Genomic DNA, 21,137 nt, shown 5'->3' on the forward strand with positions numbered 1-21,137 from the left:
GATTTAAGATGCCAGAATCAACATCGGAACAGCCAGGGGGAAATGCATTACATCAACCTGGTAGTGATGGTGTGACATCTGCGCCCCACGTGGATCCAGTCGATCGTAAGGTGGTTCAGCCATCTAAGGCCATTCAAGAAGAAGTAAGAATGAATGCTGAGCAAGCATCTGCTTCAGCACCAGCACCATCAAAACCGCTAGGCCCAGAAGTACCAGAGGTTTTTAAGAATCCTCCTACAGCAGAACAGGAGCCAGTTGTGTTGCCTGCTCAGACCGCTGTGGCTGGAGCTGTAGACACTGTTCCGTCGCGTCCTAGTGGGCGCTGGCAGGCTTTCTGGTTTGCCATCAGCGCGCTTACACTATGGATGGCTACAACTGCTACAAGCCTTGTGACGCGTCAGGGGACTTTGCGTAAAATGCTGATTGGCATTACTGACAAGGCTAATACCGAGCTTTTTGGTACACAAATTGATATATTTTTTGCTCAGGCCGGCCTTGCTTTAATGTTGGTGGCAGTACCTCTGTTTATTATTTCAACAATTTTTGTAGATCGCTACAGAAGCGTCCACCCCGATGTTGATACGACTGGTATGAAGAAAATAGCCTACTTCTTTATGGTTTTGGCTGTCTTGAGTGTTATTGGTTCCTTATCAACAGAGATTTACCTACTAATTACTAATAATATGTATAAAGAGAATGCCTTAGTAATCGCCGCCCCAATAGCGGAATTATTCTTTGCTGGGGCCTATATATTTTGGCTCTACACTACTGTTTCGGAGGATAGGAAATCATGAAGATGGTGCGCTCGACCCACACGATTATTACACTTATAATTGCCAGTATTCTGTCTGTACTATTTATGGTTGGCTATGCTAACTTAATCAATCCCAATGAAAAGCAAGCTCTCAAATATGACCAGCAGAGAGAGGATGATTTTGAGAAGCTCAAGACGGCCATTCAGGGGTATCATACGAAAAAGTCTAAACTACCCGAGACCCTGGAAGACCTTCAAGAAGAATATGAACGAAACTCTGAGGATAAGGATAGTCTCGATTCTTTGGGTGGACTCTTGTCTTATCAGTCAGTACCACAGCGTGACCCATATTCTAATCGGCCATACACTTTGAAAGTTGAAAATTCATCTTTAACAAAATATCAGCTTTGTACCAAATTCTTTAAGGAAAATAAAGGCGACGATGAGGCGGTTGACAAGGGGAGTAGTAAAAGCATTAAGCATGGCTCTGGTGAGCAGTGTATTGATGGTGAAGTAAAAAAGAAAGCTAGCACAAAATCTTTCACACCTTCTATGTATCAGTATAATTCTCGTTCAAATAGCGGGTTGTCGGATGAAGAAGAGCAACAAATGCTAGACGAGCTAGAGCAACAGCAGAATAAGTCTACATCTGGCGATAAATCTAGCTATAATTAGAGTAGTATTTACATAGCAGATCTTATGGTTCTATTGATAACTAAACCAATGCTAACCTTATTTTAATTCACTTATTATATTTATAGCGGTAAAGATTTAGATTATAGATGGTCTTGATTGGTCAACTGCTTACTCTATAAAGAGTAATTGTCGATAGCTGGCCTTATAAATTAGGTGTAGCTTCTAGTATTTTTTAAAAAGAGTAAGTGGCTTTAAAAGCCGCACTATCTATATCTTAGCCATATAACAGAAGTAGTTAAATGTGTATAATAATGATTAGACTACTAGATTAGAATAGGAAATTGAGACTATGCTAGATGCTCGTGCGATGCTTGCAAAATTAGATCTTACTGAGGCTGAAATTGATGTATACCTAATGGTATTAAAAGGCGTACAGTCTGCGCGGGAGATAATTAGCGCTACTACTCGAAGTCGACCAACTGTCTATTATGCTTTGACTGCACTAGAGAGAAGGGGGCTAATCACCAGATCTGGTAATTCCGAGGAGTATCGTTATCAGGCAGAGCCACTAACTAGGCTCAAGGCTATCTTGCAAGCCCAAGAAGACACACTGGCGATTACAAGAACTCAACTCGAGGAGTTTATGGCCATACAGCAGGAAGGCGATAGGCAGCCACAGGTAGTATTTTATGAAGGCTTACAAGCTGTCAGGGGTGTTATTTTAGAATCTTTATATTGTCGTTCAGGTAAAATAGATTCCATTGTTCCGTCTGATAATTTTTTTTGGCAACTTGGATCAGACTTCGTCGATCAATATACTGAGCTGAACTACACGCTCGGCATATCAACACGTAATCTTTGGGATAAGAGCATAAAAAAGGGTGGCTCAGAAGAGTATTATCGGAAAACAGAGACACGTATATTGCCAGATAGCATGAGAGATAAATTTAATACTACAGTATTCATCTATGATGATTTAGTGCTCAATATTTTACCCAGGGCAAGTGGCTATGCATTTGTGGTGCGCTCTCGCGAGCACAGTGAGATGATGCGGGTGTTTTATGAGACTCTCTGGGGTTTAGGGAAGAGTTATTGAGTTATAAAAAGTCTCGAGACGTGTATCTCGAGTGAATGGCCAGCAAGTGGTCGACTTTAAGTGTCTGCATCGCGTAGTACGCTGTCATCAGTGCTGGTGAAAGGCTTGTCCATATTACCTGAAAGGGTCAATGGTTTCGACGAAGCCCATGTTTTCTAGCTCATACAGGCAGTCCAGTAAACCTGGGAGAATCTCTTCGCCCACTAGTTCGATGACTACATTCCCGTTTATTGGGTGAAATGTTACAGACTTTATAGGGACATCCACCTCTGTAAAGATGTCTGCTGCAAGGCCAAGATCAATGGTTTCACCCTTATTGGGGAGGCGAGGCCAGGGGCACGTCTCGTAGTGGCGTACAAAGTCTCTGTCGTCTCCACCCTGGATATGGAGAGTAACGAGTAATGTGATCATGTCAGGTACCTCTACTTCCTTGGGAGTAGGTCTGTTGAAATATAATCTCTATAAGAGGTCAATAATTTCATACTAATCACTATGATTTGGTGATTATATATTACGGTCTTAGTAAGTAAAGATAGGACTTATTTTTGATTAGTATACAAAAAAGGCCCCGGAGGCTCTTCCGGCATACTCAAAGTATGTTTGATAGGAAGAAGCTACCAGGACGTAGCGAGCGTAGAGCTCTATGGAGTTAAGCCTAGATATCTTGAATTGGTGATACACGTAGCCTCCCGTCACCAAATTCGAATCTCAATCGGCAGAGTTGTTCTATGGTGTCCCGCGCTTCATGGCTAATACCTCTCTCTGCCAAGTGTTGGGTATAGAACTTGATCTGACCGTATGGGGTGGTTGCGTAATATTTATGTCCTTGCTTGGCGACTGCCCAGGTTGCTCGGTCATCTATTGGCATACCTGCAAGGTCTTCAGGGTGGACTCCACCACAGTAGGAGCACTGTCGATATGGCTTGTTATCTCGAATCTGCCACTGCCAGTCTTCGATGTGTACCGGTTGATCCACGGTGGACGGATAGTAGGTGCTGTACCATTCGCTCCAGCTCATGTCATCTCCTTTCGGGAGTGATGGTTTGTTGAGTAGGATCTGAAAAAGCATTAGATACAATAACATCATTCTAATATATAGTCAATAAAAGAGATTCCTCACGAAGGATCAAAGATTAGTTATATGGCGGGCGAAGGCTGGATAGTAGCAGATCCTTTTCGAGCTTAAGCTTACTTTAAGTAAACTGCCACAATGGCTTTGGCTACCCTGTACCAAATCTCTGGCTTCATCCTTTGAGTAATCTCATTAGGCATAAAACAAAACCACCCATAGCAGGTGGCTTTCCTATACTGTTGGCGGGCCCGACCGGATGAACGCTTTACTACTATCTGCGCACCATGCTCGGAGCGAGCTCCTGTGCGTGGTGCTTGCTATCGAACCGCGGTTTCGAATCACGAGTTGAAACTCGTCCAATAATAAAAATAACCACCTAAAGGTGGCAATCTTTATTATTGGCGGGCCCGACCGGATTCGAACCGGCGATCTCCTCCGTGACAGGGAGGCATGTTAGGCCTCTACACCACGGGCCCACAGGGCAACTCGGATATTTTAGCATTTTTATGGTATAAGTTCAATGTTTTAAGTAAGCCAAGAGTTAATGTAAGGGGTCAGATAAATATGTGTCGCACATTTTTGTGAGAAGGATATATTGAACACAATTTGCCAAACATTGAATCATAAATAGTATGAATAAATATAGAAATAAAAATGACTACATAATTTATACAAAAGTCTGGATAGTTATTCCATTCAGACATAGTTCCCTTGAAGTAGGAGTCTGGATATGGAGTGAATTACTCTTATTGTCTATATCATTTAATTGAGGTTGATAGTTTTGTGTGCTACAATTTTGGCGTTCTTATATCTGGGCAGCAGGCGGGTATCGTTTAATGGCAGGATGCGACCTTCCCAAGGTTGAGACACGGGTTCGATTCCCGTTACCCGCTCCATAAACTATAGTTTTGCCGATGTAGCTCAGCTGGCCAGAGCAATGCTTTCGTAAAGCAGAGGTCGGCGGTTCAAATCCGCCCATCGGCTCCAGATATGCAGTCTGTCTAATTATTTTTATCAGATTTAAAGGTCGTTTTCTTTAGGTAGGATTGGTATACTACAAAGTATATTTATGGTGCGTGAATTACAAAAGAAGCAACTCCTCAAGGGTGAGTTCTGGCAGAATAACTGGCTAGTTGCCATGGTTGTACTATTAGTATTATTAAATCTTGCAATGACTATTATGGTTATATATCAAGTTAGACAGGTAAATTCGCCGGTTCCTATCAGGTTTACTAGCTTTGTAAATTTTGATAAGCTTGGGGGCTGGACCACTTTTTATTTAATGCCAGCTACAAGTTGGCTCGTGACGTTAATAAATGTTTATTTAGCCCAAATAGTATATAAACGTAGCCGTATTACAAGTGTAGTGATGATGGTGGCAACATTGGTTATGGTGTTGTTGGTATTTCAGACTACAGCTTATTTTATTGGAGTGAGCTATGGCTCGGGTCAATAGTCTTTCTGGGTCTAACATAGAAGTATCGCATAGGTTGGTACGGATTTTTGAAATATTACCAGGCTTGGCAACATGGATAACCATTTTTTTACCAATCGTTCTTTCGATTTATGCCCCCGTGGTGGTTGCATACTTTATTATTGCCTTTGATCTTTTTTGGTTGATGAAATCATTTCGTATGAGCTCAGCTTTATTGGTGGGGCATAGGAGGCTACGAATTGCTACTCAGCTAGATTGGGTGGCACGATTAAAGCACCTGGAAACTATGATGGATGGAGGTGGAGTTCAGGAGGTGGAGCAGGCCATTGTTGAAGGTAAGCGAGAACAGAGTTTTTTCTGGTATTTTTCTCGAGTAGGTAGACGAAAACATGAGAAACTACAACAGCTTCAGGTAGAGCTGGATAATCTACGCAATACGGGAGTATTTCAAAAGACAATAAAGCCTTCAGATGTTATACATGTAGTAATTTTAGCAACGTATAATGAAACATTAGAAACATTAAGGCCGTCACTTGAGGCGCTTGCTCAGGTTAATTATGATTTAAGTAAGATTTGGTTGGTTATTGCACACGAAGAACGGGGTGGTGATGTGGATCGTGAGCGTATTGCGACTTTAAAACAAGAATTTGATGGTAAATTTGCCCGACTCATGAGCTTTGAACATCCAGATGGTATTGTTGGTGAAGAAAAGGGTAAGGGGGCTAACATTACCTATGCTGGACGACAGGTCTTAAAAGCTATAAGAAAAGATAAAATCAATATAAAGAGTGTAGTTATTACAACACTAGATGCAGATCATCGTCCTGATCCAGAATATTTTAATCATCTTACTTATTCATTTGTCACATCGGAAACACCTAAGCATTATTCATATCAACCAATTCCAATGTTCTTTAATAATATTTGGCATGTACCAGCACCAATGAGAGTGATTGCAACTGGTAATTCTTTCTGGGTAATAATCAATTCGGTGCGCCCACATCTTTTGCGTAATTTCGCCAGCCATTCACAGCCCTTGGAGGCACTTGTAGATACGGACTTTTGGGCAACTTGGTCGGTGGTGGAAGATGGGCATCAATATTGGCGGAGTTACTATCGTTATAATGGACAATATCGAGTTGAGCCAATATATGCTCCAATTTATCAGGATGCAACATTGGCATCGGGTTATTTTAAGACTTTTAAAAATCAATACTTACAGATGAGGCGTTGGGCTTATGGAGTGTCGGACGTACCATATGTGGCCATTCAAAATATGCGACACCCTAAAATACCAAAAAGCTCACGGACTGTTCATTTTTGGCGCCTTTTTGAAGGGCACTTCTCCTGGGCAACCGCTCCATTAATATTAACCTTCGTTGCTTGGATGCCACTATTTTTGAATGCCAGCTTTAAATACAGCGTATTAGCGCATCAGTTGCCAATTATTGCCTCGCAGATTATGACAATTGCCATGGTTGGCTTATTCCTTACTATCTGGCTTTCAATTATTTCACTACCGCAGAGACCTAAGAGTAAGAAAAAAATTCACGGTTTATTCATGATCTTACAGTGGGCACTGCTACCAATCGTGGCGCTTGGGTTTGGAGCTTTGGCTGCAATTGATGCGCAAACACGCTTGATGCTTGGTAAGTATCTTGGCTTTCGTGTTACCGAAAAGGCGGTTAAAGAATGACTTGGACTTATATAGTTGTGTTTTTACTGAGTCTTTTTTCTGCCCTTGTTCTTACACCTTTGGTAATTAGGCTGGCGATACGTATTGGTGCAGTTGATAACCCTAGTGAGGCTACTCGCAAGATCCACGAGAGAATAATGCCACGTGCAGGTGGGATTGTAATTGCTGGTATCTTTGTAGTGTTGAGCTTAATATTTACTCCTGGTTCGCCAACGGCAGCTTACTGGGGTGCATTGCTGGCGAGTGTAGTAGTTTTTGTTGTTGGTCTTATAGATGATGTTAGGCGTCTTAGCCCTTGGGTTAAGCTTGTTGCTCAAATTACAGCATCTTTGATTGCGATTTTTATGTTTGGAGTAGGGGTTGAGGTAATCTCTAATCCACTAGGGCAGCAGTTTGATTTAGGTAAGACCATAGTCGAGATAGGCAATGTAGCCATACCGATTATTTCAGTAATGTTTAGTCTGGTTTGGATGGTTGGAATGACAAATACTATGAACTTTTTAGATGGCCTAGACGGTCTAGCTACAGGAGTTGGAGGGATTGCAGCACTTATTTTGTTCTTAGTTTCGATAAACCCTCGGATTGATCAGCCAGCAACTGCCGTGATGGCATTGATTTTGCTCGGTGCTTGCTTGGGCTTCTTACGATATAATTTTTATCCTGCTAAGATTTTTCTTGGAGACAGTGGGGCGTATTTTCTAGGTATGATGCTGGGTAGTCTGGCGATTATCTCGGGGGCTAAGTTAGCTACAGCACTTTTGGTGCTTGGAGTGCCGGTCATTGATGCGCTTTGGTCTGTAGTGCGACGCTTAGCTCATGGTAAATCACCTTTTTCAGCGGATCGTGGTCATTTTCACTACATATTATTAGACGCGGGGCTTAGTCAACGTCAAGCGGTACTCTTAATCTATGCACTTTCATTAGCCTTTGGTTTATTCGCATTATTGGGCAGTGGCCTAGAAAAATTATTGGCACTTATTGTCTTAATTTTTGTAGTAGCGCTACTGATGATAACATTTACGTTAACTCGTAAGCGCCATAAAGCGTAGGGTATATCTGGTAACAGATTGACTAATTGGGGTTATTTTAAGTAGAATAAGGGGCGAAGAGGGAGTACCATTGAATCCAAAGGCATTAAATGAACTGATTAATAACTTGCGTGTGTTTTATCACTGCCCTTCGTGCAGTGCTGAATATCAGGCAGATGATATCAGGTTTCTTGGCAAGGTAGATCAGCATTGTTTTATGCAGCTAAATTGCCAAAAGTGTTCTTTGCCAGTTTTGGCGACTGTCCTAATGGGGCATACAGTCAATTCTAAAAATAAGCGTAATCGTCGTAAGGTTGGAAAGTCTTCACTAGGTATGGACACTTCACGTCGTGAGAGGGCACAGTTTCAGCAGCGAGGCGCTATCACGGCATCTGAAATAGCTGATTTTTATAGCTTTTTGAACTCACAGGATTAAGTTTTAGTCAGTAGATTAAGTGGTACTCTTATTCAAGCGAGAAAGTTAAGGAGAAAATATGGATATTATAAAGCTTCAAGTAGATAGTCGAACGGATCTTGGCAAAAAGGCTAAGCAGGTTCGTGCTACAGGTCAAGTACCAGGGGTAGTCTACGGCCGCAGTCAAGAGAGCCAGTCGATTGCTGTTGATGGGCTAGTTTTTAGTAAGATATATCATCAAGCCGGTCATTCAGGATTGATTGAATTGTCGGTTGGGGAGGCTAAGCCAGTTAATGTCTTAATTCATGATGTCCAGACTAATCATTTGGGGCGTCCCATCCACGTTGATTTTTATCAGGTAAAGATGGATGAACTAATTCGGACGGAAGTACCATTACGGCTGGTTGGCGATGCTCCAGGTGCCTTTAACTTAGGTGGTTCGCTTGTACAGGCATTGGAAGAGGTTGAAGTGGAGGCTTTGCCGGCTAATTTACCAAGTGCCATCGAGATAGATGTATCAGTACTCGAAGAGTTAGAAAGTAGTTTAAGCGTAGCCGATCTTAAGGCTCCAGATAAAGTGACTATTTTGACAGATGGGCATGAAATGGTGTGTAAGATTGAATCACCGCGCTCCGAAGAAGAGATGGCTGAGCTAGATGCCGAAATGGGTGAAGAAGTAGCGCCTGAAGATGCTGAAGCTGACAGTGCAGATAGTGTGGAAGAGCAAACGGCAGAATAAACATAAAAGAGCCTCAACTCTATAAAAAGACCCCGTACTGGGGTCTTTTTTAGTTATATAGATACTTATTAATATACACATAACTTATGCTATAACATGAGTTATGTGTATATTAATATTTTTTAATCTCCGCCTTCAAATCTGATTTATTACGAAAATTCATATGAAGGGCCATATAGCGCATAAAGGCGTTCATATCGATTGACTTAAGAGTCTCTAAGCAAAGGCGACGAATAAGGTCGGCTTCAATTTCATCTTGTCCACGAATAATAATCTTTTGCTCGATAGTATCCACAAGATTATCAACATCTATATCAGTAAGATGTTCGGCATCGAGTACTCGGAGAATTGAAATAAATAAAACCGAGCGGCGATAGGGGGAGGTTTTACTGCTGCTCACCACCTGAATGAATGATAAATCTTGCCGCTCGTAAGTCGTTATGACCTTGCCACAGTCCGCACATCGACGTCTGCGCCATATCTGGCTACCACCTCGTGTCGAGCGCGTGTTTACCACCTCACTGTGGGGTGACCTGCATTTCATGCAAATCATGTCTATATATTGTCATATCTCTGGTGGTTAGGGCAAGTGGATAACTAAAAAAAGTTGTGGATAACTAGGATTTCTTGAATTAGTAAAGAGCTGTCGATAGGTGATATCAGGTATAATAAGCACAAGTAGTTTTATGGTGCTCTTACAAGAGGCTGTTACCAAGAATTTTATGAAGAAAAATACAATTGAACATCTGGGGCAAGCCTCAAAAAAAGTCTTAGCTACACCTGGCAGGTGCTATGTTGCGGCATCTTCTACGCGAAGTCGCACAATTATTCCAGTTCATCAGAAGCTATCTAAAAAATTTGGCTGGTATGAGAAGTGGCACAAGCATCCTCATCACAAGAAGGTGCATGGGGCGGTGTTGGGTGCTTATCTGATTGCTTTAATTGTATCCTTTAGTATTTTTCAGATGGCAAAGGCTGGAGACCTTAATGATGTTTGGGATTTTTCGAATGATACCGGCCTTACGCTATCAGATTCTAACCTGATTGAAGTAAGTAATGGGGTGGTTCGCTTGAAAGCCCAGAACTACGCTAGCGACGGAAATACAGTGGGTTTGTGGCATAGTGATGAAAATAGTGGATCAACCATGGCTGATAGTTCGGCAAACGGCAATACAGCTACTTTGGTAGGTTCTCCAACTTGGTCGGTAGGTAATTTAGTAAATGCTATTAATTTTAACGGCACCAGTCAGTATGCTAGCGCGAATGATTCGGCCTCACTCTCCATAACTGGAAATAATACGCTGGAAAGTTGGGTAAAATTCTCTAACCCATTTAGTGCTGGTTCGTCGCAATATCGACAAACCATACTGGATAAAGGTAGTTATCAACTTTATTATGATAGCGAGACAGGTCGAGTAACTTATGAGCTCGAAAATAGTGGGGCAAACTCTTGGACTCAGCAAGCTGGGTACGACATGTTAAATAATAACGGTGCAAAAATAAAGAAGAGTTGGGATCAAAACGGCAAACAAAATGCACAAGCAACCGTTAAGATGGGCGATAAAATTTATGCAGCTTTGGGTGGAAGCACGAATGATGCAGAAATATGGGAGTATGATACTTTAACCAATGACTGGAGTCAGGTTGCTGGAGATGGCATCAACTCCAGTTGGAATAACGAAATAAGCACCAATGCATATGAATCTGTTTTGTCGTTGGCAACAAATGGTACAGACACTTTGTATGCAGGTCTAGGCACTGGGACTAACGACGGAGATGTTTGGCGTTTTAAAAGCGGTTCGTGGTTAAAAATAGGTGGTGATGGCATCAATTCAAGTTGGCCAGGTAACTCTTTTAACGGTGTATATTCATTAGCCGTAAATGGCTCCACCGTTTGGGCAGGACTTGGCAGCGGTGGTAACGCAGCTCAAGCGTGGGTATGTAATGATTGTGAAAATAATCCTAATTGGGGCGGAAGCCGATTAGGTGGCTTTAATGGAACTGCTCGTGGTTGGCCAGCTAACTATGAAATTGTATATGCAATGACGTTGGTTGGAGGCAATCCAGTGGTTGGGTTAGGAGCAAGTGCGGGTGATGGCGAAGTTTGGCAGTGTACGGCTAATTGTTCTACTCCAGGATCGGCTACGTGGGTTAAACTGGGTGGTGACGGGAGTGGATCTGGAGGTCAGAGTTGGGGGTCGGCTGCCGAATATGTGCTTACACTTGCATCCAATGGTAATACTATCTATGTTGGCACCGGTGTTACAGCTAATGCAGACACTGAAGTCTGGTCGTGTGATGTGACGGTTAATTGCACGCCAACTGGTACTGGCTGGACAAGACTTGGTACTAATGCTACTTTTGGTTCGACTAAACTCGGGGTTTATAGTATCTCGAACAATGGCAGTACATTGTATGTGGGGGTCGGTGGCTCAACTGGAGACGATGAAGTTTGGCGTTATGATGGGTCTTGGACAAAAGTTGGTGGCGATAATCTTAATAGCGGTTGGAGCTCTACTCATCAATATGCAAGGTCAGTTTTAGTGGATGGCACAACTGTTTATGCAGGCCTGCAAAATACCACAGAAGCATATATGTGGAAGTGCTCTAACTGTGATAGTTCACCTAACTGGGGCGGTATACGTATCGGCGGTAAATACGTTAATAAAAGTTGGGGTCAATATAATTTACAAAGTATTGAATCATCGTCAACGGCTGGTGGAAAATTGTATGTTGGTACGGGCAGCACGGTTGCTGGAAATGCAACGGTATGGGAACAAGATCCATCTTCTGGAAATTGGACTATGGTTGGGGGTCAAGGTATAAATTCAAGCTGGAGTCCGGATACTTACGAGGCGGTCTGGTCGATGACCAATTATAAAAATAAACTATATGTGGGCTTGGGAAGTACAGTTGGTGAGGCAGAAGTTTGGCGTTATGATAACCCTGGTTGGACTAAAGTAGCCGATGGTAATCCATCGGTTGGTAGTGCATGGGGCAATAACTATGAGCAGGTGTTGTCTTTAGGGGTTGCGAACGACAAACTTTATGCTGGGCTAGGTGCAAGTTCTGGTGACGGAGAAGTTTGGGTTTGTAATGGATGTGATGGAGCAAGTCCAAATTGGGGTGGTGCAGCAATCGGTGGAACAGCAACTGGCAATTGGGGCACAACGCCACATTCTGCGGTTAGCTCAATGGTTACATATAAAGGATCTTTATATGTGGGCCTGGGTAATTATACTACTGGGCTTGCAGAAGTTTGGCGTTACAGCGGTGCTGGCACAAACTGGACAAAAGTTGGCGGAGATGCCATTAACTCTAGTTGGGCAAATAGCCAGTATGAAGATGTGCCAAACTTAGTTGTTTGGAATGACAAGATCATTGCTGGACTTGGATCTAGTGGAGTTGGAGCTCCAAATAATGACGCAGAGGTGTGGTCATGTACGGATTGCGACGGAGGTTCACCAACCTGGGCTAAAATCGGTGGTGATAGTAATGGGTCTGATAATTTGGGCTGGTTGGATGCGAGCAATTATGATAGGGTAAAATCTTTAGCGGTTTATAACGGTGATTTATATGCTGGGCTCGGACTGAGTACTGGTGACGGAGAAGTTTGGCGGTTTAACGGATCTGCCTGGTCGCAAGTTGGTGGTGACGGTACAAATAACGGCTGGATAGATTCTGTTGTCGAAGAAGTCTCGGCAATGATTGTTTATCGTGGAAAGCTGTATGTAGGTACTGGCAACAGCGCAAATAGCGATGCTATGGTCTGGTCATATGGAGATAACGGCTATTTACAATCTTCGACCACCAGCCAAGATACTAGTTGGCACCACGTGGCAGCTCGCTATAACGGTACCACTATGGAGCTTTTGATAGACGGCACCAGTGTTGGTACAGCTACTAAAACAGTTACCATGCCGGATGGCAATTTGCCACTTTTGCTTGGTAAATCTTATGGTGGTTTTGACAACGGTCGCTCACAAGGGTTTTTTGAAGGAACTTTAGATGAAGTCCGTATTTCAAATATTAATAGAAATTCATTTACTACAAGTCCCTATACGAGCAGTGTGGTTACAGTAGAGCTAACAGATGCTATACGTAAAAATGGTGTTTGGAATTGGGATTCGCTTATGGCTACAGAAAATCCAGCCGGTGGAACCATTGCTTATCGACTGAGTGATGATGATGGAGTGAGCTGGAAGTATTGGGATGGTTCGAGTTGGGCAAATTCAGCGTCGGTCACTCAGGTGAATGCTATATCTGTAATTGATACAAATATTGATTCATTTCCAGTGAGCTTTTCGGGTATTAAATGGCAGGCAGTTTTGCAGGGGAACGGCAATCAGCAAGTTTCGGTTGGTGATATATCATTATCTTCGGTTTCAGATAGTGATGATCCTAGTGTAAATGCATCATCTATTCAGATGCAGAAATCAAACGGTGGTCCTGCGGTAATCAGTAATGGCTGGACTAATGGCTCAGCGCCATATTTTAGCTGGACGGCAGCCAATGACGCAAAATCCGGGATTAAAGGGTACTGTTTAAGCTTGAGTCAGACACCTTCAGATAATCCAATTACAACAAAGGGGATCTTAGGTACTAGCCCAGCTAACACGGGTGGCAATTGTCAATTTGTTGTGACTACTACATCAATTGATCTAGCAACTGCTGGCTATCTAGCAACACCCCTAACATCATCAAGCTCCCCATATTATCTAAGTATTAAGGCAATAGATAATGCAGGTAATGTTTATAGTACCACTGAACAGTTCCAATTTAGGTTTGACAATACCAATCCTGCAAATCCGGGCTATATAACTGCTCCATCTGGCTTTATTAACACTAAACAGGCAACATTGACTTGGCCGAGTTCTGGTGGGACTGCGGCCCAAGATACTAACTCGGGTGTAGCCGGCCTACAATATCGCATTAATGGCGGCACTTGGTATGGAGATAACCATAATGGTAGTCAGGATGCTACTGATCTACTATCAAATGATGGTAATTATGCGACAGTTGATCCAATAGATTTTAATGTGCTTGTTGATGGAATTAATACTTTTGAATTTAGGACATGGGATAATGCCGGTAATTATACGACAAGCTTTGTTACAGCGGATTTAAAGATAAATACAAATGGTGCACCATCGCAGCCTCAAAATGTTACTGCGAGCCCGAGTACTAATACGGCCAATGCTTTTGCTTTTAGCTGGGATGCACCCACAACTTTTGTAGGGGACGAGAATAACCTAACTTATTGCTATACGATTAATACGGTACCAAATGCAAGTAATTGTACATTTACACCACCAGGTATCACGTCTCTTGGATCGAATGCCTATGCGACTCAACCTGGTGCAAATATTTTCTATGTAGTCGCTAAAGATGAATCAAACAATATAAATTACACAACATATTCACAGGTGACTTTTACTGCTAATACTGTTGCTCCGGGTATCCCACTAAACTCAGATATAGTCGATGTTTCTATTAAGTCGACGAGCAATTGGCGCCTTGCTCTCACCTGGGATCCACCGACCAATATTGGTTCAGGTGTTGCTTCATATAAGATCTACCGGTCAACAAATAATGCCACATTTGTTTATATTGGATCCAGTACGAGTACAACGTATATTGATGCGGGACTTTCCCAGGTTGAATATTATTATCGTGTAAAGGCATGTGACTCTACTAATAATTGTGGCGCTGAGAGCTCATCAGTTTCAATGATCCCAACGGGTAAATTTACCTCACCAGCTAATCTTACAACAGACCCTAGTGTAGCTAATATTACAACACGTAGGGCTAGTATTGATTGGTCCACGGATAGACCAAGTGATTCAAAAATTGCAATCGGTACCAAAACTGGTGAGTATAGTCCTTCTGAGCTCGCTAACTCCGATCAAGTTACCAGTCATATGATTGACTTAACAAATCTCCAAGCTGGTACGACGTATTATTATGTTGCTAAATGGACCGATGAGGATGGTAATACAGGTATGAGTTCAGAGCTGTCGTTTACGACCTCTCCAGCTCCAATAGTTAAAGAGGTACAAGCAACTAGGATCGGTTTAAGCTCTGCTACGATTCAGTTTTCAGTGCGACAAGCCACACAGGCTAAGATTTATTATGGCCAAAGTGAAGGGTTTGGTGGCCTAAAGTTGGTTAATACATCCACGGCTGAATCTAGTTATACTGTTGATTTAGCAGATCTATCGGATGGGGTAAAATATTTTTACAAAGTTAACAGTGTAGATAGTGAAGGCAATGAATATGAGGGTAGTGTTCTAACTTTTACAACACCACAAAGGCCAAAGATATCAAATGTTACGCTTCAACCTGTAGAAGGCGAGCCAACAAGCACCCAGCGTGTTGGTTGGATAACTAATGTGCCTACCACTTCTCAGGTAGTGTACGGTCGTACAGGCGGAGTGACTCAAGAGATTAGTGATTCACAATTGGTTACAGAGCATGAAGTAGTAATGCGTGACTTGCAGGATGATAGTCAGTATTCACTAATAGTCCAGTCGCGAGATGATGGTGGTAATCTTGCGACAAGTGAGCGTCAGGTTTTTAAGACAGCATTAGACACTAGGCCACCAAAAGTGTCTGATGTAAGTGTAGAAACTACAATTCGTGGAGTGGGTAGCGAGGCTCGTGGTCAATTAGTAATAACCTGGAAGACGGATGAGCCCTCAACCAGTCAAGTTGCTTTTGGAGAGGGTGCTAGCACTGCATCATTCTCCAGTATGACAACTGAAGATGCTATTTTAACCACTGAGCACATTGTTATTGTCTCGGATCTATCAACAGCAAAGGTTTACAATGTACAGGCGCTATCAAAGGATAGGTCGGGTAATCAGGTTAAATCTGACCCCCAGTCTACAATAGTGGGGCGTGCTTCTGACTCTGTACTATCCATTATCTTTAATACTTTACAGAAGATGTTTGGTTTTTTGGGTAAGGAAAGTTAATATGGCAATTCAAACACCACAAGCACTGATTAGCCTTGAGCAAGTTGATAAGAAGTTTGTCTTGAGCACAGAGACGGTTCACGCATTAAAGAGTGTAAGTTTTAGTATTCCTAAAGAATCCTTCTCAATTATTTATGGGCCATCTGGTTCTGGTAAGTCTACTCTACTAAATACTATGGTTGGGCTTGAACCACCGACTGCAGGACGAGTGGTAATTGAAGGTCAAGATTTATACAGTCTAAATTCAGATCAACGGGCTAATTTTCGGGCTCGTACGTTAGGGATGGTATATCAAACAAATTATTGGGTAAATAGTCTTACTGTGCTTGAAAATGTTTGCATGCCTTTATTTCTTGCGGGATATTCAAAACGACAAGCAATATCGGTAGCGTTGGACAGCTTAACAATGGTAGGAATGGCGGATTTCACCAAGAAGCGCCCAACGGTATTGTCAGGCGGTCAACAGCAACGTGTTTCGATGGCTCGGGCTATCGTAGCTAATCCTGAGCTGATAGTAGCCGATGAGCCAACTGGTAACCTGGATACTAAAAATGGTGATATGATTATGAACTTGTTATCAGATCTCAACCATAAGCTTCATAAAACAATTATTTTAGTAACACATAATTTAGAATATCTATCCTTAAGCACTCATCGAGTTCAGATTAAAGATGGTACTGTTGTAGAAGATGCCGGTATATATGGCCTTACTCCAAAACAAAAGAAAGAAAGAATAAAACGCCTCCAGGAGAGTTTTACGCAGAAGGGTGGACCAGCTAAAAGCAATATGACTATTGCTGAAATGCAAAATCAATTGGCCGGAGGAGATGCAGATGAAGTGGATTCGAATGAATCGGGCTCAAAAATATCTAAGGTGAATGAAGAAAAATTACAGTCAAAAAAAGGATTAGTTGATGGTGTGTCTAAGAAAAAAGGACATAAATCATGAACTTAGAGCATCATAACCAGCTGAATAGCCCTAAAAAGAAAAACAAAACAAAGTATATTCGTATGCGTATTTTGCTATCGATGGCTTATAGAAATTTACTATTTAAAAAGTTACGTACCTTTTTAACGGTACTGGGTGTTGTTATTGGGATTGGTGCAATTGTATTCTTGGTTTCACTTGGACTGGGGCTACAGCAGGTTGTGACAAATGAGATTGTAGGTTCTAAGTCGGTTAAAGCAATTGATGTTTCTTCACCTAAACCAAAAACCATTAAGCTCAATAAAGATGCAGTTAATAAATTCATTAAGTATCCTAAAGTTGATAGTGTGGCACCAACCTTCTCATTTGCGGGTAAAGTGGTATTTCAGAGTTCAAATACAGATAGTGTCATAAACGGATCTGACCAAAATTATTTTGATCTGAGTTCATTTAAGTTAGTTGAAGGCAAGAAGATTGCCTTGGAATCTGATGATCAAGTAGTAGTTAACACATCGCTTTTAAAGACCATTGGTATTTCAGATAGCTCTAAAATTATGAATCAGAAGATCAAGCTAGTTATACCAAAAGAGAAGCGTCAAGAAGCCAGCGGTAATAATGAGGTCAAAGATGATTTTGAAAGAATTATGACTGTTGTGGGGGTGGTTGATTCTGGGTCTGGTGCTGAGGTATTTACAACAGATACGCTACTTTTGAGTTCTGGTTTTCAGGACTATAATCAAGTAAAGGTGGTTGTCGAAACAAAAGAAGATGTTGCAATGGTACGAAAACAAATCGAGGGCCTTGGATTTATCACCGCTTCACCAGTTGATACTTTAGATCAAATTAATCAAGTATTTACTATCCTGAATATTCTCTTAGCCGGATTTGGTGGTATTGGTATGGTGATTGCCGTATTGGGGATGTTTAATACGCTCACTATCTCGCTTTTAGAGCGTACCAAAGAAATCGGATTGTTAGTTTCTTTAGGGGCTCGCCGAAAAGATGTGCGGAGATTATTCATTATTGAGGCATTAGCATTATCATTTATGGGCGCATCATTTGGCATTATGGCATCGTGGGGATTAGGCGGATTAATTAATACGGCTTTATTTAGCCTTGCTAGATCTAGAGGGGTATCAGAAACTTTTTCAGTATTCTATATACCAATATGGTTAATTTTGGTTATTCTGGTCTTTACTACTATCGTGGGATTGCTAGTAGTAGCATATCCTGCGCACAGGGCTTCACGTATTAGTCCGATAGATGCATTACGGCATGAGTAGATCGATTGGCTCTAAACTAATTTTATAAATTTAATTATTAATAGTATTTTCTGTTAGCAATATTGCATGAAGTAATTTATTGCGGTATGATATCTGCGCTCTTTAGAATAGTGTTAAGGGTCCTTAGCTCAGTTGGCTAGAGCGCTTCCTTGACGTGGAAGAGGTCAGAGGTTCGAGTCCCCTAGGACCCACCATAGAAATAGATTATACTTAACTTATATAATGAATAGGGCGTATGTAGCTTAACCAACTATTAGTCCCGTAGCTGCGGGCGTAACACGTAGCAAAACAGTGATTCACCTTATCTCGATAGTGAATAAGCCTGGTGGAACCCCCCAATAACTTGGGGCCAGGCAACGAGATAGGTGTATTTTAATATTAATCGGAGAGAATTAGTTATGAATAGCGAAATCCATGCCATGCGACACAGCTCAGCTCATGTGTTAGCTGCCGCATTATATAAGATATATCCAGGTATTATGTTTGGGGTTGGTCCAGTTATTGATAACGGTTTCTACTACGATGTATGCACTGAAGAAGCAATATCAGATAAGGAATTGAAGCGTATTACAAAAGAAATGCGCAGTATTATAGAGCAAGACTTACCAATTGAAAGAGAAGAGTGGACATTACAACAGGCTCTAGAATACTTTAAAAAGCACAACCAGAAATATAAGGTTGAATTATTGCAAGATTTACAACAGTATGGTACGACAAGTATAAAAAATATAGATTCCTCAGACCTTGGTATAGATGATACTAATGTAAAAATCACTACAGTGTCGGTATATAGGATTGGTGATTTTGTCGATTTGTGTCGAGGCCCTCATATTGCTTCAACTGGTCAGATTAAAGCATTTGAGTTAACCAGATTAGCTGGGGCTTACTGGCGGGGTGATGAAGCTCGGGATCAGTTACAGCGTATCTATGGAATAGCTTTTGATTCACAAGACGAGTTGGACAGCTATAAGGCAATGTTAGAGTTAGCTAAAGAGCGAGATCACCGTAAGCTGGGACGTGAACTAGATTTATTTACCTTTTCAGATTTGGTTGGACCAGGACTCCCATTGTGGACACCGCGTGGAACGGTTGTGCGTAATGAACTAGATCATTTTATACAAGAACTTCGAACTCAGTATGGATTTGAGGAAGTTACAATTCCACATATCACCAAAAAAGAGTTATATGAGCGGAGTGGTCATTGGAATAAATTTAAAGATGAGCTATTTAAGATTAAGTCACGCGATGGGCATGAGTTTGCGATTAAACCCATGAATTGCCCGCATCATACTCAAATATTTGATTCAAAACCTCGTAGCTATCGAGAGATGCCGGTTCGCTATCGTGAGACCACTATGGTTTATCGCGATGAGCAGAGCGGAGAATTACATGGTCTTTCTCGTGTTCGGTCGATTACCCAGGATGATGCACATATCTTCTGTCGCCCTAGTCAGGTTGAGCAGGAAGTATTGAATGTGTGGAGTGTTATCGAGCGATACTGGAAGACTTTTGGTGTGGATTTACGAGTTCGTCTGTCAACTCATGATCCAAAAAATATGAAGGCCTATTTGGGAGACGAAAAGCAGTGGAGGTTTGCCGTTGATCAGCTCAAGGCGGTTATTGTGGGGCAGGGAGTAGAATATGTTTTGGGTGAAGGCGAGGCTGCATTTTATGGCCCTAAGATTGACTTTATTGGCTCGGATGCTTTGGGTCGAGAATTCCAAGCCTCAACTATTCAGCTAGATTTTAATATGCCAGAACGGTTTGATTTGGCTAGTATTGATGAAGGTGGGAATAGAGAGACTGTCGTAATGATTCATTGTGCTATAGCGGGTTCATTAGAGCGAAGTATTGTATTGTTGCTAGAGCATTTTGGTGGTAGTTTTCCAACCTGGCTGGCACCACAGCAAGTTGCGGTACTGCCAATATCAGAAAAGTTTGTAGGCTATGCTGATGATATTACAACAAAACTACAAGGTAGAGGAGTGCGAGCTGAGTTAAGTGCCGAAAATGAATCACTAGGTAAGCGTATTCGCTTAGCAGAGATTAAGAAAGTCCCGTATATAATTATAGCTGGTGAGCGTGAAGTTGAAGATAATACAGTAGCGGTACGAAAATTTGGTGAAGGTGATATTGGGGTTATTCAATTTGAAGAATTTATAGAAAATGTCACAAGTGAGATTGAACAACGCAAACTCTAGCGAAAATAAGTTAGTTGCTTTTGTTGGTCCGACGGCTTCTGGTAAAACGCAGGCAGCACTAGATTTAGCTAAGATAATACCTTCGGAGATTATATGTGCTGATTCGCGTACGGTTTATAAAGAGCTTGATATAGGTACAGCAAAGCCTACGGCAGAAGACCAGTCTCGAATTCCTCATTATGGGCTAGATTTAGTTTCACCAGGTGAAAAATATTCGGTTGCTGATTTTGTGATATGCGCAGAGGGTGCCTTACGCGATATTTGGGCACGAAATAAAACGGCAATTCTGGTCGGTGGAAGTGGCTTATATATAGATGCAATTTTGTTTGGTTATAAATTTCGTAATCAGGCTCGAGACATAAAAGACTGGGAAAAATATAGTAATGACGAACTTATGCAGTTAGCTAAAAAGCTTTATCCGGGCGCCATAAACACAATTGATGTAAAAAATACTAGGAGATTACAGCAACTTATACTTAGAGGCCCTACAAATACCTCAGATCGTGAGTCATTAAAATATGAAGTAAAGATTATTGGAATTGACCCAGGTTTAGAAAATCTACAGATAAGAATTGAAAAGCGGACGGACAATATGTTGGGCCAAGGATTTGTTCAAGAATGTGATAACCTTATAAAAAAGTATGGTAAGGACTGTCCGACACTACAAACAACTGGTTACTCGGCAGTGGCTGAATATCTAACTGGTAAGCAAGACTTAGATACGATGCGGAGGCAAATTATTACTGATACAAAAAGATTAGCCAAGAAGCAGCGTACTTGGTTTAGGCGTAATTCATTGATAACTTGGGTGCGAGACGAGAATACGGCAATCGATATGGCAGTCTCCTACTTATCGAAATAACAGGGTACAATAATA

Annotated in this window: 16 protein-coding genes and 4 tRNA genes; 16 read left to right on the forward strand and 4 right to left on the reverse strand. The window is 41.7% G+C overall.

Annotation, left to right across the window (positions count from 1 at the left end; translation table 11 throughout):
* Window positions 1–8 precede the first annotated feature (8 nt).
* From IPM44_00665 to IPM44_00675, 3 genes are all read left to right on the forward strand, one after another.
* Window positions 9–794: a hypothetical protein gene (locus tag IPM44_00665; GenBank protein ID QQS27081.1), complete on the forward strand. Its 786-nt coding sequence runs from the start codon at window positions 9–11 to the stop codon at window positions 792–794.
* Window positions 791–1,429, forward strand: a complete 639-nt coding sequence (locus tag IPM44_00670) for a hypothetical protein (protein QQS27082.1) — start codon at window positions 791–793, stop codon at window positions 1,427–1,429. Before IPM44_00665 ends, IPM44_00670 begins: the two co-directional genes overlap by 4 nt.
* Window positions 1,430–1,739: 310 nt before the next feature.
* Window positions 1,740–2,486: a hypothetical protein gene (locus IPM44_00675; protein QQS27083.1), complete on the forward strand. Its 747-nt coding sequence runs from the start codon at window positions 1,740–1,742 to the stop codon at window positions 2,484–2,486.
* 114 nt (window positions 2,487–2,600) lie between these two features.
* On the opposite strand, the gene IPM44_00680 is transcribed toward IPM44_00675, so the two are convergent.
* The 3 genes from IPM44_00680 to IPM44_00690 all read right to left on the reverse strand — a co-directional run bounded on the left by IPM44_00680 (window position 2,601) and on the right by IPM44_00690 (window position 4,034).
* Window positions 2,601–2,897, reverse strand: a complete 297-nt coding sequence (locus tag IPM44_00680; protein ID QQS27084.1) for a hypothetical protein — start codon at window positions 2,895–2,897, stop codon at window positions 2,601–2,603.
* Between the two features lie 244 nt (window positions 2,898–3,141).
* Window positions 3,142–3,555 carry a hypothetical protein gene (locus IPM44_00685; GenBank protein QQS27085.1) on the reverse strand — a complete coding sequence of 138 codons (414 nt, stop codon included), beginning with the start codon at window positions 3,553–3,555 and terminating at the stop codon, window positions 3,142–3,144.
* A 402-nt stretch (window positions 3,556–3,957) separates the two neighbouring features.
* Window positions 3,958–4,034 (reverse strand) — tRNA-Asp (locus IPM44_00690).
* 346 nt (window positions 4,035–4,380) lie between these two features.
* Between IPM44_00690 and IPM44_00695 the strand changes: the two genes are divergently transcribed.
* From IPM44_00695 to IPM44_00725, 7 genes are all read left to right on the forward strand, one after another.
* Window positions 4,381–4,454 (forward strand) — tRNA-Gly (locus IPM44_00695).
* 14 nt (window positions 4,455–4,468) lie between these two features.
* A tRNA-Thr gene (locus IPM44_00700) sits at window positions 4,469–4,545 on the forward strand.
* Window positions 4,546–4,627: 82 nt separating this feature from the next.
* Complete coding sequence (locus IPM44_00705; protein ID QQS27086.1) at window positions 4,628–5,014, forward strand: hypothetical protein; 387 nt, start codon at window positions 4,628–4,630, stop codon at window positions 5,012–5,014.
* A complete protein-coding gene (locus tag IPM44_00710) occupies window positions 4,998–6,689 on the forward strand; it encodes a hypothetical protein (protein ID QQS27087.1) in 1,692 nt (563 codons plus the stop codon). Before IPM44_00705 ends, IPM44_00710 begins: the two co-directional genes overlap by 17 nt.
* Window positions 6,686–7,738 (forward strand): undecaprenyl/decaprenyl-phosphate alpha-N-acetylglucosaminyl 1-phosphate transferase, encoded by a 1,053-nt coding sequence (locus IPM44_00715; protein QQS27088.1) that lies wholly within the window; start codon window positions 6,686–6,688, stop codon window positions 7,736–7,738. Before IPM44_00710 ends, IPM44_00715 begins: the two co-directional genes overlap by 4 nt.
* Window positions 7,739–7,808: 70 nt before the next feature.
* Window positions 7,809–8,153 carry a hypothetical protein gene (locus IPM44_00720; GenBank protein ID QQS27089.1) on the forward strand — a complete coding sequence of 115 codons (345 nt, stop codon included), beginning with the start codon at window positions 7,809–7,811 and terminating at the stop codon, window positions 8,151–8,153.
* A gap of 58 nt (window positions 8,154–8,211) precedes the next feature.
* Window positions 8,212–8,871 (forward strand): 50S ribosomal protein L25, encoded by a 660-nt coding sequence (locus IPM44_00725; protein ID QQS27090.1) that lies wholly within the window; start codon window positions 8,212–8,214, stop codon window positions 8,869–8,871.
* Between the two features lie 112 nt (window positions 8,872–8,983).
* On the opposite strand, the gene nrdR is transcribed toward IPM44_00725, so the two are convergent.
* A complete protein-coding gene (nrdR, locus tag IPM44_00730) occupies window positions 8,984–9,424 on the reverse strand; it encodes a transcriptional repressor NrdR (protein QQS27091.1) in 441 nt (146 codons plus the stop codon).
* Window positions 9,425–9,593: 169 nt separating this feature from the next.
* On the opposite strand from nrdR, the gene IPM44_00735 reads away from it, so the two are divergent.
* The 6 genes from IPM44_00735 (at window position 9,594) to miaA (ending at window position 21,122) form a co-directional block, all read left to right on the forward strand.
* Window positions 9,594–15,848 (forward strand): hypothetical protein, encoded by a 6,255-nt coding sequence (locus IPM44_00735; GenBank protein QQS27092.1) that lies wholly within the window; start codon window positions 9,594–9,596, stop codon window positions 15,846–15,848.
* 1 nt (window position 15,849) lies between these two features.
* Entirely contained in the window at window positions 15,850–16,797 is a 948-nt protein-coding gene (locus tag IPM44_00740; GenBank protein ID QQS27093.1) for an ABC transporter ATP-binding protein, read from the forward strand.
* The gene (locus tag IPM44_00745; protein ID QQS27094.1) at window positions 16,794–18,059 is read left to right on the forward strand and encodes an ABC transporter permease; all 1,266 of its coding nucleotides are present in this window, start codon (window positions 16,794–16,796) and stop codon (window positions 18,057–18,059) included. The genes IPM44_00740 and IPM44_00745 overlap by 4 nt, the downstream gene beginning before the upstream one ends.
* Window positions 18,060–18,176: 117 nt before the next feature.
* A tRNA-Val gene (locus IPM44_00750) sits at window positions 18,177–18,253 on the forward strand.
* 204 nt (window positions 18,254–18,457) lie between these two features.
* Entirely contained in the window at window positions 18,458–20,260 is a 1,803-nt protein-coding gene (thrS, locus tag IPM44_00755) for a threonine--tRNA ligase (protein ID QQS27095.1), read from the forward strand.
* Entirely contained in the window at window positions 20,226–21,122 is an 897-nt protein-coding gene (gene miaA, locus IPM44_00760) for a tRNA (adenosine(37)-N6)-dimethylallyltransferase MiaA (GenBank protein QQS27096.1), read from the forward strand. Before thrS ends, miaA begins: the two co-directional genes overlap by 35 nt.
* Window positions 21,123–21,137: the final 15 nt, after the last annotated feature.

It is taken from the genome of bacterium (genome assembly GCA_016700035.1).
In the GTDB taxonomy this organism is placed as follows: domain Bacteria; phylum Patescibacteriota; class Saccharimonadia; order CAILAD01.